9 protein-coding genes are annotated in these 14,415 nt (G+C 65.0%); 6 read left to right on the top strand and 3 right to left on the bottom strand.

The window, feature by feature from the left end; genetic code table 11:
- Window positions 1-16 precede the first annotated feature (16 nt).
- Both JX25_RS10935 and JX25_RS10930 read left to right on the top strand, forming a co-directional pair.
- Window positions 17-1,237, top strand: a complete 1,221-nt coding sequence (locus JX25_RS10935; protein ID WP_164876113.1) for a capsule assembly Wzi family protein — start codon at window positions 17-19, stop codon at window positions 1,235-1,237.
- 59 nt (window positions 1,238-1,296) lie between these two features.
- Window positions 1,297-2,127: a YihY/virulence factor BrkB family protein gene (locus JX25_RS10930; RefSeq protein WP_128255009.1), complete on the top strand. Its 831-nt coding sequence runs from the start codon at window positions 1,297-1,299 to the stop codon at window positions 2,125-2,127.
- Here the strand turns inward: JX25_RS10930 and JX25_RS10925 are convergent.
- Entirely contained in the window at window positions 2,121-5,963 is a 3,843-nt protein-coding gene (locus tag JX25_RS10925) for a translocation/assembly module TamB domain-containing protein (protein ID WP_128255008.1), read from the bottom strand. The genes JX25_RS10930 and JX25_RS10925 overlap by 7 nt on opposite strands.
- Window positions 5,963-7,759 carry an autotransporter assembly complex protein TamA gene (locus tag JX25_RS10920; protein WP_241557911.1) on the bottom strand — a complete coding sequence of 599 codons (1,797 nt, stop codon included), beginning with the start codon at window positions 7,757-7,759 and terminating at the stop codon, window positions 5,963-5,965. Before JX25_RS10920 ends, JX25_RS10925 begins: the two co-directional genes overlap by 1 nt.
- 139 nt (window positions 7,760-7,898) lie before the next feature.
- Between JX25_RS10920 and xylB the strand changes: the two genes are divergently transcribed.
- Window positions 7,899-9,332, top strand: coding sequence for a xylulokinase (gene xylB / locus JX25_RS10915; protein ID WP_128255006.1), 1,434 nt, complete (start codon window positions 7,899-7,901; stop codon window positions 9,330-9,332).
- A gap of 4 nt (window positions 9,333-9,336) precedes the next feature.
- Here the strand turns inward: xylB and ubiG are convergent, their stop codons facing one another.
- A complete protein-coding gene (gene ubiG / locus JX25_RS10910) occupies window positions 9,337-10,071 on the bottom strand; it encodes a bifunctional 2-polyprenyl-6-hydroxyphenol methylase/3-demethylubiquinol 3-O-methyltransferase UbiG (protein ID WP_128255005.1) in 735 nt (244 codons plus the stop codon).
- A gap of 55 nt (window positions 10,072-10,126) precedes the next feature.
- Between ubiG and pip the strand changes: the two genes are divergently transcribed.
- The 3 genes from pip to dnaJ all read left to right on the top strand — a co-directional run bounded on the left by pip (window position 10,127) and on the right by dnaJ (window position 14,388).
- Window positions 10,127-11,104 carry a prolyl aminopeptidase gene (gene pip / locus JX25_RS10905; RefSeq protein WP_128255004.1) on the top strand — a complete coding sequence of 326 codons (978 nt, stop codon included), beginning with the start codon at window positions 10,127-10,129 and terminating at the stop codon, window positions 11,102-11,104.
- 161 nt (window positions 11,105-11,265) lie between these two features.
- Window positions 11,266-13,173 carry a molecular chaperone DnaK gene (gene dnaK, locus JX25_RS10900; RefSeq protein WP_128255259.1) on the top strand — a complete coding sequence of 636 codons (1,908 nt, stop codon included), beginning with the start codon at window positions 11,266-11,268 and terminating at the stop codon, window positions 13,171-13,173.
- Window positions 13,174-13,242: 69 nt separating this feature from the next.
- Window positions 13,243-14,388: a molecular chaperone DnaJ gene (dnaJ, locus tag JX25_RS10895; RefSeq protein WP_128255003.1), complete on the top strand. Its 1,146-nt coding sequence runs from the start codon at window positions 13,243-13,245 to the stop codon at window positions 14,386-14,388.
- Window positions 14,389-14,415 lie beyond the last annotated feature (27 nt).

Below are 14,415 nucleotides of genomic sequence, written 5' to 3'. Positions count from 1 at the left end.
AAAGTGGATGGTGAAGATGATCCGGCTGACGCCTTTGACGACGATTGGTTCCCTTTGTCTGGGGGCGGCGCTTCTGGCCCTGCCGGCACAGGCGCAGGACCGCTGGACCGTGTTCGCGGGCGGTGCCACGCAACCGACGCTGGGCCAGCGGCAGGTTCTGGGCTTCAGCGAAAACGTCACCGGCGGCGTGGCCTGGGAACGACGGACCGACCGTTTCGCGCTGGGCGTTACCCTCTCGGCCGAGGATGACGATGATGGGCTCCGCCTCGATCACAGCTTTGCCGAGGTTTATGCCGGCGATTTCGCCTTCGGTGCGGGCGCGGTGGCGCGGCACTGGTCGCCTTCGCGCTATAACTCGCTGGTCATGTCGGGCAATGCGCGGCCCTTCCCATCTGTCTATGTCCGCAAGGAGGAGCTTACCGCTTTCGACACGCCGTGGCTGTCATGGCTTGGCCCTTGGGGCGGCGAGATCTTCGTTGGCCGCACCAGCGGCGATGCAAACCCCGATGACACGGACATTCTGGGAATGCGCCTGCAGCTTCAGCCGGTTCAGGGGCTAGAAATCGACCTTGTCCGCATGGCGCAATACGGGGCCGGTTCGTCCACGTTCTCCGACGCGTTGTGGGGCAACACGAACGAAGGTCCGGGGTCCGAGGCGAACCAGCTTGCGGGCGTGGGGCTGTCCTATGCCCTGCCTGAAAGTGTAGCGCCCATCCGCATCTATGCCCAGGCCATCGGAGAGGATGAATCGGGCGGGCTCCCCTCCTGCTTCATGTATCTTGGCGGGATCGAGGGGCGCGGCCACGTCTTCGGCGTTCCCACCATGGTGACCGTGGAAGGCGCCACGACCGAGATTTCGGAAACCCGGAACGGTTTCTGCGGCGACGGGACAGCCTATAACAACGCGGCCTATCCCGGCGGATACACCCATAAAGGGGATGTTCTTGGCCTGCCGCTGGATACCGATTCCCGCATGCTGCAGCTTTACGTGGAGCATGAGCTGCCCGGCTTCGGCCTGCACTGGTCGGTCGGGTATCACGACATCAACACCGCGGGGCGGAACGATCACCGGCTGTCCTCGGTTGCTGTTGATGGTGCTGTGGCGCGCGTGGGGGCAACGAAAGACTGGGACGGGCTTCGTGTGACGGGTGATCTGACCTACCAGTCCTATGATCTGGATCGGGCAGATATCGATCGCGGCCTTGGGGTCGCGCTGCAGGTTTCACGCAGCTTCTGATCTGGTTGTTCCTGATCACGCCCGCGCCCAAGCAAGGGGCGTGACAGGAGGGCCCTCGAATGTCGAACAAGGTCTGGCGCTGGATGCGGCGCCTGCAAAAGCGGATCGAGGTGGCCGATCTGTTCATGATCTCGGCGGGGATGGCTTTTTACGGGCTGTTGTCCATCTTCCCCGCCGTTGCCGCCATCATCGCGATCTGGGGCTTTGCCGCCGATCCGACCGTGATCCGCGGGCAGGTGACGCTGACGCAGGATTTCCTGCCCGGCGACGCGTATCGCCTGATATCGGAACAGGTGGAGGCGCTGCTGGCCGCGAATTCGCGCGATCTGGGCTGGACGACCTTCATCTCCACGATGCTTGCGATATGGTCGTCGCGGGCGGGGGTATCCTCGCTGATCTCGGGGATCAACCGCATCCATCACCTGCCGCAGCGGGGAGGGGTGATGCACACCATCCGGTCGCTTCTGCTGACATTGACGCTGGTGGGGGTCGTGCTGTCGGCGATGACGCTGGCCGTGGTGGTGCCGGTGGTGGTCCGTTACCTGCCGCTGGACTTCATGGCGGGCTTGATGTTGGAATACCTGAACTTCGCCCTGGGGCTGATGCTGGTGGTGTTCGGCATCGCGCTTGTGTACCGCCTTGGCCCCAACCGGCCCGAAGGGGAAAGACGCCCCATCTTCACGCCCGGCCTTGCCGTGGCCGTGGTGCTTTGGGCACTGGTGTCACGCGGCTTCGTTTTCTACCTGAGCAACTTTCACAGCTACAATCAGGTTTACGGGTCCATCGGGGCAGTGATCGCACTGTTGATGTGGATGTATCTTTCGGGCTTTGCGATCCTGCTGGGGGCGGCGGTCGATGCCGATCGCGCCGCCCTTCGCCGGTCTCAGTAATCGCGTTCCCAGAAGATGCCGATGCCGGTGCTGCCTTCGGCGGTGCCGGTCGTGCCACGCACCGTCAGGCTGCTGGACACATCTAGGTTCAGACTGACCGAGCTTTGGCCCTGCGCGTCCACCTCCACTGCGGTATATGCCTTGTCAGAGATGTATTTGCCCGCCCGCACCGCGGCATCGCCGGTATCGTTGGTGGTCACGTCAAGATCGTCCAGCCCGAAGCTCTGGCGCAGGTTCCCCACGATGCCCTGCCCGCCGCGACCGGCCAGCGTGGCCACCGCATTGGCAAGCTGCGCCGCCTGAAGCGGAGAGATCGAGGACAGGTCGCGCCCGAACAGAAGCTGGGCCAGCACCTCTTCCTGCGGCAGGTCGGGGTTGGAGCTGAAGGTCACCTCCGGATCATCGGCACGACCGACGATGTTGACAAAGCTGGTCACGCCGTTGCTTTCGCTTGAGGCGATGACGTTCAGCTGCGGCACGAAATCCCCCTCCAGCGAAAGACGGGCACGGTCAAGATCCAGCCGCCGGCCAAGGATGTCCAGCCGCCCGCGGATCAGCTCGAACGCGCCGATGGGAACGATGTTTGAGGTGGTTCCCGTCAGCCGCAGCTCCCCCCCCAGCTCGGCATCAAGGCCGCGCCCGCGGATGAAGATGCGGTTGGGGGCGGAAACGGTCAGGTCCAGCCGCAGCCCACCCGCACCGCCGCTTGCGCCGCCGGTGTCCTCCTCCTCGTCCAGGCGCGCGCGGGCCCGGGTTGCGCGGACATCGCGCGGTTCGTTGATGTGGTTCAGGCCGGGCAGTGTGCCGGCCGTGCCGAGCCCGCCCGAAGGCACCTGAACTTCCGTTTCCTCCAGCACGATGCGGCCCGCGATCAGGCCGTTGCCCGTCAGCGGTCCGCTCAGCCGGACGCTGCCGCCCGCCGTGGTGCGGAACAGCGACGGGTCACTGAAGACCGCCCGGTTCAGGTTCACCGTCAGGTCCGCGTTGTACGGGGCGGCAAGCCCGATGGTGCCGTTCGCGGTGATGCGGCCGCCTTCCTCTGGCGCGGCAGAGGCGTCGATGCGGGCCGTGTTGCCGCCAAGGTTCACCGTGGCGTTGATGGCGTTCAGCGCGATGTTGGTGCTGGGGTCCACAAGGCTCAGCCCGTTGGCGCGAAACGTGCCGCTGACGGACTCGGGGGCCAGCGGGCCGTTCACGCGCAGATCGAAGCTGACGGGGCCGTTCACGCTGCGCGGCGTCAGGAACGCGTTGGCCAATGCCGCCTGCGCCGAACCGGAAAGGGCAAGGTTGGCACCGCCGAAATCGGCCGCGACACTCCCGTTTGCGCGGGCATCGATGCCGCCCGGCCCTTGCGCCGTCAGGTTCAGATCATATCCCTGCGGGCGCTGCGTAACTGTTCCGGACACCGAAACGGCACCGGGGAATTGCGGCAGCAGGATGCCTAGGTTGGCCAGCCGCGCGGTCAGGTCCAGTTGCTGGCCGCCATCAATCGGGGTGCCGGTGGCGTTGAGGGTGATCTGCGGATTGCGGATATCGGCCTGCTGCACCACCACACGCCCATCCGTCAGGGACATCGCGGCCGAGATGCGGGAATCCCCCCGCAGCAGCCGGTTCGCCTCATCCTGCGCGACCGAGATGTTGCTGGCCGTTCCATCCACCGTCACGGTGCCGTTTGCCGGGGTGCCGGTGAAGGTGACGGCGGTGTTGACGGATCCGCCATATTGCGGGCCGATCACGGACAGGTCGGTCAGGTCCAGCCGCGCGGTCACGTCGCTGCCGGTCTGGGCCAGCCGCCCTTCGGCGGTCAGGCTCATGGCATTGCCGTTCACCTCTGCCTGTCGGATCACGGCGGCGCCGTCTTCAAGCCCCGCCTCGACCCGGATGGTGGAAGCGCCGCGCAGCAGACCGTCCGCTTCGGCGATGCCGGTGCGGATATCGGTTCCATCCGCGGTCAGCCGCAGCGTGCCATCATCCACCGTGCCGGTGAAGGCCACCTGCGCCGTTGCCTGCCCCCCGTATTGCGCGCCAAGAACCGACAGGTCCGCAGCTTCCACGGTTGCGTTCAGATTGCTTCCGGTGCTGGAGATCAAACCCTCTGCCGTTGCCGTCAGATCCTGCGCATCCACGGTGAAATCGCGGATGCGGGTGCCGGCAGCATCGCGCAGCGCCGAAAGATGGATGGTGGATTGGCCCGCAAGCAGCCCGTCCACCTGCGGAATGCCTGCCGACAGATCGGTGCCCGTCACATCTGCCACAAGGTCGAAACCGCCTTCCAGCACGGTATAACTGCCACGCATGGTGGCTTCGGCCGCGCCTGAAAGCGGGCGGCCCGCGATGGTGGCAAAGCGCGACAGATCACCCAGCGTCGCGGTGGCGCCGCCGTCGATGGTCACGCCAGTGGAAATCCCTTGGATGACGGCATCCGCCTCAAGCCCGTAATCGGCACCGGTCAGCGCCAAAGACGGAACCTGCAGACCATCCTCGCCCTGCGTCCATTCGATCCGGGCTGCGCCGGTCACCTCTTGGCCCAGTGCGTCGTTCAGGCCGGGATCGGCGGCGACAAGGCCGGTGGCGGCCAGATCCAGATCGGCAGTCACCTGCTGAAGGTTGCCCGGAACGATGCGTCCAGTGCCGGTCAATGCCAGCGTGTCCGCAGCGAAATCGGCACGATCAAGATCCGCGATGCGGATCGCACCCCGCCAGTCATCGGACTGGCTGGCATCGAACTGCACGTCCAGATCAGCGCTGCGAATGCGCGTTTCCTGTTCCGCGGGAAGGGGCAGAAGCACCGCATCGCCATCGGGCGCGGCAATACGACCGGTCAGATCCACGCGATCGGGCAGCCCGTCGACGCCAACCGTGACCGCACCGCCCAGTTGCAGTTGCTGCGCCGTAAGTGACAGGGTGGGGATGTCCAGCACCCCTTCGGTGCTGCGGGTACCTTGCACCTGAAGCGCAAGGTCGTCCCCGAAGAACTCCGCGTAATCGGGCAGGAACAGCGGCGCTGCATTGCCCGACAGGGATGCGCCAAACCCCATGGGGCCATTGGCGGGTGCACGAATCGTAACCTCGCCGCCGATGCGGGGCTGTCCGTCCGTCGCCAGCGTGATTTGGGCGGTGTAATTGTCGATGGGGGCGGTGCCGGTCACCGTCAGATCAAGCGAGGGGGCGCCGGGAAGGCCCAGCTTGCGGGTGACAAGGCCGCCGGCCTCGTCATGCAGGGCAAGGTCCATCAGCAGCTGGCGCGTTTCGTTGGCAAAGCTGGCATTCAGCGACAGGTCCAGATCCGGGCCGTCATCGATGCGCCGGGCGTTGATGGTCACGCCGCCCTCGCCGCCTTCAAGAACGAGCATGCCGGTCATGGAGGCCACGACCTCCTCGCCCAGAAGGGGCGCGCCAAGTTCCAGCCGTTCGGTGGCAATGCGCCCGATATTGATCGAGACCGGCAGATCGGGAAGCGAGAAGGGCGAGGCTTCGGGCGAAGGCGCAGCCTCCAGCCCTTCGGGCGGAACAGGGGTGCGGGCTACGACGATCTCGGCGGCCGAAAGTTCCGTCACCTGAAGCCGGCCCCGCAGAAGCGCGGACCGGTTCCAATCCAGCACCACGTCGCGCAGCGTCAGCCAGACGCCTTCATCATCGGCGATGGTCAACTCGTCCAGCGTCGCGCGGGACGACAGCGCCCCGGTGAAGCCGGTGATGTTCACTTCGCGGCCCGAGGTTGACAGGTTGTCCTCGATGATGCCTTCCAGCCAGCCGCGATCAGCCTCGCCGCCCTGATCCTGCGCCAGCGCGCCGGCGGGCAGAAGGGCCAGAAGAAGTATGACGGTTTTCCGCATCAGAATGCCTGCCCTATGCCCACGTAGATTTGCACGCCTTCGCCCGTGCCGCCCGAAACGGGGGCGGCCACGTCCAGCCGGATCGGCCCCACCCCCGTGTCATAGCGGATGCCAAGGCCGGCACCGCTTTGTTCCTGCATGTCCGAAAAGCCGTCAGCCCCGACGCGACCCGCGTCAAAGAAGCCGACAACGCCGATATTGTCGGTCACCATCACCCGCGCCTCCACTGAGGCGGCAAGAAAGGCCGCGCCCCCAATCTTGTAATCGGGGTCGTCTGCGCTGGGGTAAACTCCAAGCGACTGATAGGGTTGGCCGCGCACGGTTCCGCCGCCGCCCGAATAGAACAGGTAATCGCGGGGCGTGTTCAGAAGGTCCGTCCCGAAGATCTGACCTGCCTGCACCCGCCCGGCAAGGGTCACGCGGCGAGGGGTTCCAAGGCTGTAATATCCGCGCGCATCCATGGTGGCCCGAAAGCCTGAATCCGCGTCGCCCGAACCGGCGAAGGGCTGCGCCGTCGCATTCACATAAACGCCGCCGGTTGCATCCAGATCGTCATCGCGCGTGTCCCAGACCACGCCCAGCGGCAGGGCCAGCGTCTTGAACGTGTATTCGCCCAGGTCGTCGGTCACGTCCGAATATGAATAGGTCAGCCCAAGGCTGGTCGAAAGCTCTTCGCTGATGATGCGGTTGAACGACAGGCCCAGCGTGACCCCGTCCGAGGTGTAGTCCTCCTCGTCCAGATGCTCTATCCGGGCATTCACGCCGGCGGTGGTGTCGGCATCGGGGGTAGCGGGCCGTTCCAGCGCCACACCCTGCGAGTAATCCATGCCCGAATTCTGCGCCGCGATGTTTTCGATCGCGGCGTCCACGCGCAACCGCTCGCCCCCGCCCAGCAGGTTGCGGTGCAGCCAGTATCCCGTCAGCGCCGCCCCTTCGGAGGACGAAATTTCGGCACCAAGGCTGTAGCGGCGGGGAAGCTGTTCCACCACCGTGGTGGTGATGGGCAGCAGGTCGGGGGCCAGCACATCGCCTTCCGTCATCGTGACCGACGAGAATATGCCCGTGCGCCGCAGCCGGTTGCCGGCGGTTTCCAGATCCTCGGGGGAATAGACTTCGCCTTCCGGCAGGCCGGCGATCTTTTCGATCCGGCGCGGGTCCATGCGTTTCTGGCCCCGCACCTTCATTTCGCCGAAGCGCAGGCGCGGGCCGGGGGCCAGCCGTACCTCGGCGGACAGGGTGTCGCGCAGGTGGTCGGCCGTGATGCGTTCCTCGGCCACAGCGACCTTTGCATGGCCTTCCTCGCGCCAGCGTTCCGCGCCGGCCCGCGCCGCATCGGCAATCAGGCCGGATTCGGCCACGGCGCCGTCGCGGAAGTCGTCGGGGAACTCGGTCCCTTCCACATAAGGGGTGACGACGGCGCGGGAAAAGCGGAACTCCGGCCCCGGATCGACGAGGAAGCGGATCTCGCGGATGCTCTGCGGGTCAGGGGCATTCAGCGGCTGGATCGATGCCACCTCGCGCCCGTCGATGGTGATGTGGATGACGGGGGAATAGCGGCCGACGCCATACATCGCCCCGATCAGGCGGCCGTAATCGGCCTGCGCCGCGCCGAACAGTTCGTCATGCCGGTCCGGATCCTCGGCCACTTCGGCTGTCAACGAAGCGCCGCGCAGCGTCTCGGTCAGATCCTCGTCGTTGCCGACCACCTGGAATACGACCCGGTCCAGCGCATGCGCCCCTCCGGCTGTCGTGAGGCCAAGGGTTGCGGCGAGCGTCAGTGCGCGTATTCCTGCCACGATCGTCCCCGTTCTTCTTGTGATGCCCCCGAACTATTGCAGCAAGCGGCCTTGCCCACAACGCCGCAGCGGCGGGATTGGCAAGTTCGACGCTAATCGTGATAAGGGTGTCGCAGAACGCGGGGAGGGGATTTTTACCATGTATATCGGTCTGGATCTGGGCACATCGGGCCTGAAAGGTGTGCTGATCGACGACAACCAGCGCGTCGTTGCCGAAGCGGTGGCCCCGCTGACGGTGCAGCGCCCGCATCCGGGCTGGTCCGAACAGGACCCCGCCGCATGGATCGCCGCGGCCGAGACCGTGCTGGCCGGCCTTGCGGTGCAGGATTTGTCGGCGGTACGTGGCATCGGGCTGTCGGGACAGCAGCATGGTGCGGTGGTTCTTGATGCCGCCAACCGCGTGTTGCGCCCCGCGATCCTGTGGAACGACACCCGCGCCCATGCCGAGGCGGCGGCGCTGGATGCCGATCCGCGCTTCCGCGCCATCAGCGGCAACATCGTTTTTGCCGGTTTCACGGCGCCCAAGCTGGTCTGGATGGCGAAGCACGAACCCGATCTGCGCGCGCAGGTGGCCAAGGTGCTTCTTCCCAAGGACTATCTGCGGCTTTGGCTGACGGGCGAACATGTGGGCGACATGTCGGATTCGGCGGGAACGGCCTGGTTGGACACCGGCGCACGGGATTGGTCGGAGTCGCTGCTGGGGGCCACCGATCTTGGCCGCGAGCATATGCCCCGTCTGGTTGAAGGCTCCGAACCCTCGGGCCAGCTGCGGGGGGAGCTTGCCTCGCGGTTCGGCCTTCCGGGCGGCGTGGTCGTGGCGGGTGGCGGCGGCGACAATGCGGCCTCGGCCGTGGGGGTTGGCGTGGTGCGTCCCGGGCAGGCTTTCGTCTCGCTTGGCACGTCGGGGGTGCTGTTCGCGGCAACCGAAGGATATTCGCCCGATGCGGCAACGGCGGTGCATACCTTCTGCCACGCGCTGCCGGATGCATGGCACCAGATGGGCGTGATCCTTTCGGCAACCGATGCGCTGAACTGGTATGCGGGCATGGCGGGGCAGGGCGCAGCCGCCCTGGTGGCAGAACTTGGGGACCTTCAGGCCCCCGGACGGGCGCTGTTCCTGCCATACCTGGGCGGAGAGCGAACGCCGCTGAACGATGCCGCCATCCGTGGTGCGTTTCTGGGGCTGGAGCATGGAACCGACCGCGCTGCCGGCACCCGCGCTGTGCTGGAGGGGGTGACCTTCGCCCTGCGCGACTGCCGTGATGCACTGGCCGCAACCGGCACGCGGCTGGAAACGCTGCTGGCGGTTGGAGGCGGATCACGCTCCGAATATTGGCTGACGATGATCGCGACAGCGCTGGGCGTGCCGGTCAGCCTGCCGGCTGCGGGCGATTTCGGCGGTGCGTTCGGGGCCGCGCGGCTGGCGCTGATGGCGGCCACGGGGGCGGGGCCGGACGTGCTGACCCTTCCGCCTGTCGCACGGGAATTCATGCCCGTCACGGCGCTGGAACAGGCCTTCGACGAAGGCCATGCCCGTTATCGCGCAGGGCAGGCCGCGATCCGCGGGTTCTGAAGGGTCAGCGCCGGATGCTGGCGGTGACGTAGTTCACGGTCAGGTCCCGCGCCGAAAGGCTCCACGACCACGAGACAGGGTTGAAGACCATCCCCTTGCGGTCGACCGGGTCCAGCCCCGCGCCGCGCAGCAGGCCGTAAAGCTCGTCCGGGGTGATGAACTTCTTCCAGTCATGCGTGCCCTTGGGCAGCCAGCGCATCACCCATTCCGCGCCCACGATCGCCATGGCAAAGCTTTTGGCGTTGCGGTTCAGGGTGGAGCAGACCATCAGCCCACCCGGTTTCAGAAGATCGTGGCAAGCGCGCAAATACGCGGCAGGGTCCGAAACATGCTCCACCACCTCCATGTTCAGCACGACGTCGAACTGTTCGCCGGATGCAGCCAGCGCCTCGGCGGTGGTGTGGCGGTAATCGATGGTCAGGCCCGATTTCTCGGCATGGACCTGCGCCACGGGGATGTTGCGTTCCGCGGCATCCGCGCCGACCACGGTTGCACCAAGGCGGGCCATCGGCTCGGACAGCAGGCCGCCGCCGCAGCCGATATCAAGGATGCGCAGCCCCTCGAACGGGCGGGGGGCGGTCAGGTCCCGGTCGAACTCCATCGCGATCTGGCCGGTGATGTAATCCAGCCGGCAGGGGTTCATCTGGTGCAGCGGCTTGAACTTGCCGTTCACATCCCACCATTCGGCGGCCATCGCTTCGAATTTCGCAACTTCGGCGGGATCGATGGTGGTCGTCATGAAGGCTCCTGCTTTTTGCGCGACAGCGCGGTCCTTCCCCCTATATAGGCGTGGGATGGATCACAGGTCAGGCAAAAAGCGCGCAGGCGACACCCTTTATCCGCCGGTCGAACCCTTCGACCGGCAAATGCTGGATGTGGGCGATGGCCACCAGCTTTACGTCGAACAATCCGGCAATCCTTCCGGTGTTCCCGTGCTTGTGGTGCATGGCGGCCCGGGGGGCGGCTGTTCGCCCACCATGCGGCGGTTCTTCGATCCGGCGCATTACCGCGTCGTGATGTTCGATCAGCGCGGCTGCGGACGGTCCCGCCCTGCCGCCAGCGTGGAGGCGAACACCACATGGCATCTGGTTGCGGACATGGAACGCATCCGCGAAAGGCTTGGCATCGGGCGTTTCATCCTGTTCGGCGGCAGTTGGGGGGCAACGCTGGCGCTGATTTTTGCCATCACACATCCCGAACGGGTTTCGGCGCTGGTTCTGCGGGGTGTCTTCCTTGGCACCGAGGCAGAGCTTGAATGGTTCTATGGCGGAGGCGCCGCGCGGTTCTTCCCCGAGATATGGGCACGCTTCATCGCCCCCATCCCCGAGGCGGAGCGGGCCGATCTGATCGCCGCCTATCACCGACGCCTGTTTTCCGGCGACCGGCTGGAGGAGGCGCGCCTTGGCCGGATCTGGGCGAACTGGGAAAACGCGTTGGCCTCGGTTCATTACGATGGCATTCCGGGGGAAGCGCCATCGGATTATGCGCGCACCTTTGCCCGGCTGGAGAATCATTATTTTACCCATCGCTGTTTCATGGATGGCGATGACTGGATCATGCGCAACCGCCGGATGATCGAACATCTGCCCGCACGGATCGTGCAGGGGCGGCTGGACATGATCTGCCCGCCCCGTTCCGCCTTCCGGCTGGCCGAAGGGTGGGAGCTTGCCGAAATCTCCATGATTCCCTTGGCGGGCCATGCCTTGTCCGAACCGGGGATCAGTCAGGCGCTTGTGGGCGCGATGAACGGACTTCGTGCAAAAATCGCCTGAAATCACGGGGGCGTGACGCTTGCAGCGCCAGAACCCCCTCCTTATATACGCTGGCGTAGCCGGGTGGGGCGGCCGCCCCGGTCGGCCGCATCTGGGATCGGGGCCAGGGGCCTGAACGGGCCTGGACCCAACATATCGCCGCAAAGCAGAGGTGCATGAATATGGCCAAAGTCATCGGGATCGACCTCGGGACGACCAACAGCTGCGTCGCCATCATGGACGGCGCGCAACCCCGCGTGATCGAGAACGCAGAAGGGGCGCGCACGACGCCCTCCATCGTCGGTTTCACGGATAGCGAGCGCCTTGTCGGCCAGCCCGCGAAACGTCAGGCGGTGACCAACCCGCAAAACACCGTTTTCGCCGTGAAGCGCCTGATCGGCCGCCGCACGACGGATGCCGAAGTGACCAAGGACAAGAAGCTGGTTCCCTATTCCATCGTGGATGGCGGCAACGGCGATGCCTGGGTCGAAGTGCGCGACGAGAAATACTCGCCCTCGCAGATTTCCGCCTTCATCCTGCAGAAGATGAAGGAAACGGCTGAATCGTATCTGGGCGAATCCGTTACGCAGGCAGTCATCACGGTTCCGGCGTATTTCAACGACGCCCAGCGTCAGGCCACCAAGGACGCGGGCAAGATCGCCGGCCTTGAAGTGCTGCGCATCATCAACGAGCCGACGGCAGCTGCGCTTGCCTATGGCCTGGACAAGAAAGACACCAAGACCATCGCCGTCTATGACCTTGGCGGCGGCACCTTCGACATCACCATCCTTGAAATCGACGATGGCCTGTTCGAGGTGAAATCCACCAACGGGGACACGTTCCTTGGCGGTGAAGACTTCGATATGCGGATCGTGAACTACCTCGCCGAGGAGTTCAAGAAAGAGCATGGCGTCGATCTGACCTCCGACAAGATGGCGCTGCAGCGTCTGAAGGAAGCTGCGGAAAAGGCCAAGATCGAGCTGTCGTCCAGCCAGCAGACCGAGATCAACCAGCCGTTCATCTCGATGGACCGCAACACCGGCACGCCGCTGCACATGGTCATGAAACTGACCCGTGCGAAGCTGGAAAGCCTTGTCTCGGACCTGATCAAGAACTCCATCAAGCCGTGTCAGGCTGCGCTGAAGGATGCCGGCCTGTCCGTGTCCGACATCGACGAGGTGGTTCTGGTCGGCGGGATGCCCCGCATGCCCAAGGTCATCGAGGAGGTGACGAAGTTCTTCGGGAAAGAGCCCCACAAGGGTGTGAACCCCGATGAGGTCGTGGCCCTCGGGGCCGCCATCCAGGCCGGTGTTCTGCAAGGCGACGTGAAGGACGTTGTCCTGCTGGACGTGACGCCGCTGTCGCTTGGCATCGAAACGCTGGGCGGTGTCTTCACCCGCCTGATCGACCGGAACACCACGATCCCGACGAAGAAGTCGCAAGTCTTCTCCACGGCCGAAGACAACCAGAATGCCGTGACGATCCGCGTCTTCCAGGGCGAGCGTGAGATGGCTGCCGACAACAAGATGCTCGGCCAGTTCAACCTCGAGGATATTCCGCCGGCCCCGCGCGGCATGCCGCAGATCGAGGTGACGTTCGACATCGACGCCAACGGCATCGTTTCCGTGTCTGCCAAGGACAAGGGCACCGGCAAGTCGCAGAACATCACGATCCAGGCGTCCGGCGGTTTGTCGGATGAGGAGATCGAAAAGATGGTCAAGGACGCCGAAGCCAATGCCGAGGCCGACAAGGGCCGCCGCGAACTGGTCGAGGTGAAGAACCAGGGTGAAAGCCTTGTCCACTCCACCAAGAAATCCATCGCGGATCATGGCGACAAGGTGGACCCGTCCACTGTGGAAGCGATCGAGCTTGCGCTTGGCGCGCTGGAAGAAGTCCTTGCCGGCGATGACGCAGGCAAGATTAAGGGCGCGATCCAGAACGTGACCGAAGCTTCCATGCGTCTGGGCGAGGCCATCTACAAGGCCCAGCAGCAGGCCGAGGAAGGTGCCGAGGAAGCCCCGCGCGCGGCGGATGACGATGGCATCGTCGACGCCGACTTCGAAGATCTTGGCGACGAAAAGCGCAAATGATCCCTCGGGATTGGATGTAAGGGAGGGGCGGTCCGGTAACGGGCCGCCTCGCCTCATAGAGGACCCCGAATGGCAAAACGTGATTATTACGATGTGCTTGGCGTTGGCCGGACCGCATCCGCGGACGAGCTGAAGAAGGCTTACCGCAAGAAGGCCAAGGAGCTGCACCCCGACCGCAACTCCGACAACCCGACGGCTGAGGCCGAATTCAAAGAGGTGAACGAGGCCTACGACGTCCTGAAGGATGCCGAGAAGAAGGCCGCCTATGACCGGTTCGGCCATGCCGCCTTCGAAGGCGGGATGGGCGGCGGCGGCGGTGCGCGCGGCGGCTATGGCCAGCAAGCCGACTTCAACTCCGCATTCTCGGACGTGTTCGAGGATCTGTTCGGCGATTTCATGGGCCGCGGCGGGCAGGCACGCAGCCGCGTGCAGCGCGGGTCCGACCTGCGCTATAACCTGCGGATCACGCTGGAAGAAGCCTTTGCCGGCGTGCAGAAAACGATCAACGTTCCTTCCTCCACCGGATGCGATGCCTGCCACGGCACCGGCGCCGAGGGGGGGGCAGAGCCTGTCACCTGCCCGACCTGTGCGGGGATGGGCAAGGTGCGTGCCCAGCAGGGCTTCTTCACGGTGGAACGGACCTGCCCGACCTGCAACGGCCTTGGTCAGATCATCAAGAACCCGTGCAAGGTCTGTCACGGGGTTGGCCGGGTTGAAAAGGACCGCTCGCTTTCCGTCAACATCCCCAAGGGGGTGGAAACCGGCACCCGTATCCGTCTTGCGGGCGAAGGGGAGGCCGGCCTTCGCGGTGGGCCGTCGGGCGATCTGTACATCTTCATCGAGGTGCGGGAGCATACGATCTTCCAGCGCGACGGTGTGAACCTGTATTGCCGGGTTCCGGTCTCCGTCGCGACGGCCGCACTGGGCGGCGAGGTGGAGGTGCCGACCATCGACGGGGGCATGTCCCGTGTGAAGGTTCCGGCAGGCAGCCAGACGGGCAAGCAGATGCGTTTGCGCGGCAAAGGGATGCCATCGCTGCGCGGGGCCGGTCAGGGCGACATGATGATTGAACTGGCGGTTGAAACGCCAGTCAACCTGACGGCCCGCCAGAAGGAAATCCTGCGCGAGTTTGATACCCTGTCAGTCGACAACAACCCTGAAGGCCAAAGCTTCTTCTCGAAGGTGAAGGGTTTCTGGGACGGGATGAAAAGCTGAAGAAGGGGCGCCTCCGGGCGCCCTTAA

Source organism: Falsirhodobacter deserti (assembly GCF_004015795.1).
GTDB classification, from domain to species: Bacteria; Pseudomonadota; Alphaproteobacteria; order Rhodobacterales; family Rhodobacteraceae; genus Falsirhodobacter; species Falsirhodobacter deserti.
Note: the sequence above shows the minus strand (reverse complement) of the source record. Positions and strands in the feature narration are given on the sequence as shown.

Coding starts and splice junctions, on each gene's coding strand:
- JX25_RS10935 (WP_164876113.1), top strand. CDS start 17: ATGATCCGGCTGACGCCTTTGACGACGATTGGTTCCCTTTGTCTGGGG.
- JX25_RS10930 (WP_128255009.1), top strand. CDS start 1,297: ATGTCGAACAAGGTCTGGCGCTGGATGCGGCGCCTGCAAAAGCGGATC.
- JX25_RS10925 (WP_128255008.1), bottom strand. CDS start 5,963: ATGCGGAAAACCGTCATACTTCTTCTGGCCCTTCTGCCCGCCGGCGCG.
- xylB (WP_128255006.1), top strand. CDS start 7,899: ATGTATATCGGTCTGGATCTGGGCACATCGGGCCTGAAAGGTGTGCTG.
- ubiG (WP_128255005.1), bottom strand. CDS start 10,071: ATGACGACCACCATCGATCCCGCCGAAGTTGCGAAATTCGAAGCGATG.
- pip (WP_128255004.1), top strand. CDS start 10,127: ATGGATCACAGGTCAGGCAAAAAGCGCGCAGGCGACACCCTTTATCCG.
- dnaK (WP_128255259.1), top strand. CDS start 11,266: ATGGCCAAAGTCATCGGGATCGACCTCGGGACGACCAACAGCTGCGTC.
- dnaJ (WP_128255003.1), top strand. CDS start 13,243: ATGGCAAAACGTGATTATTACGATGTGCTTGGCGTTGGCCGGACCGCA.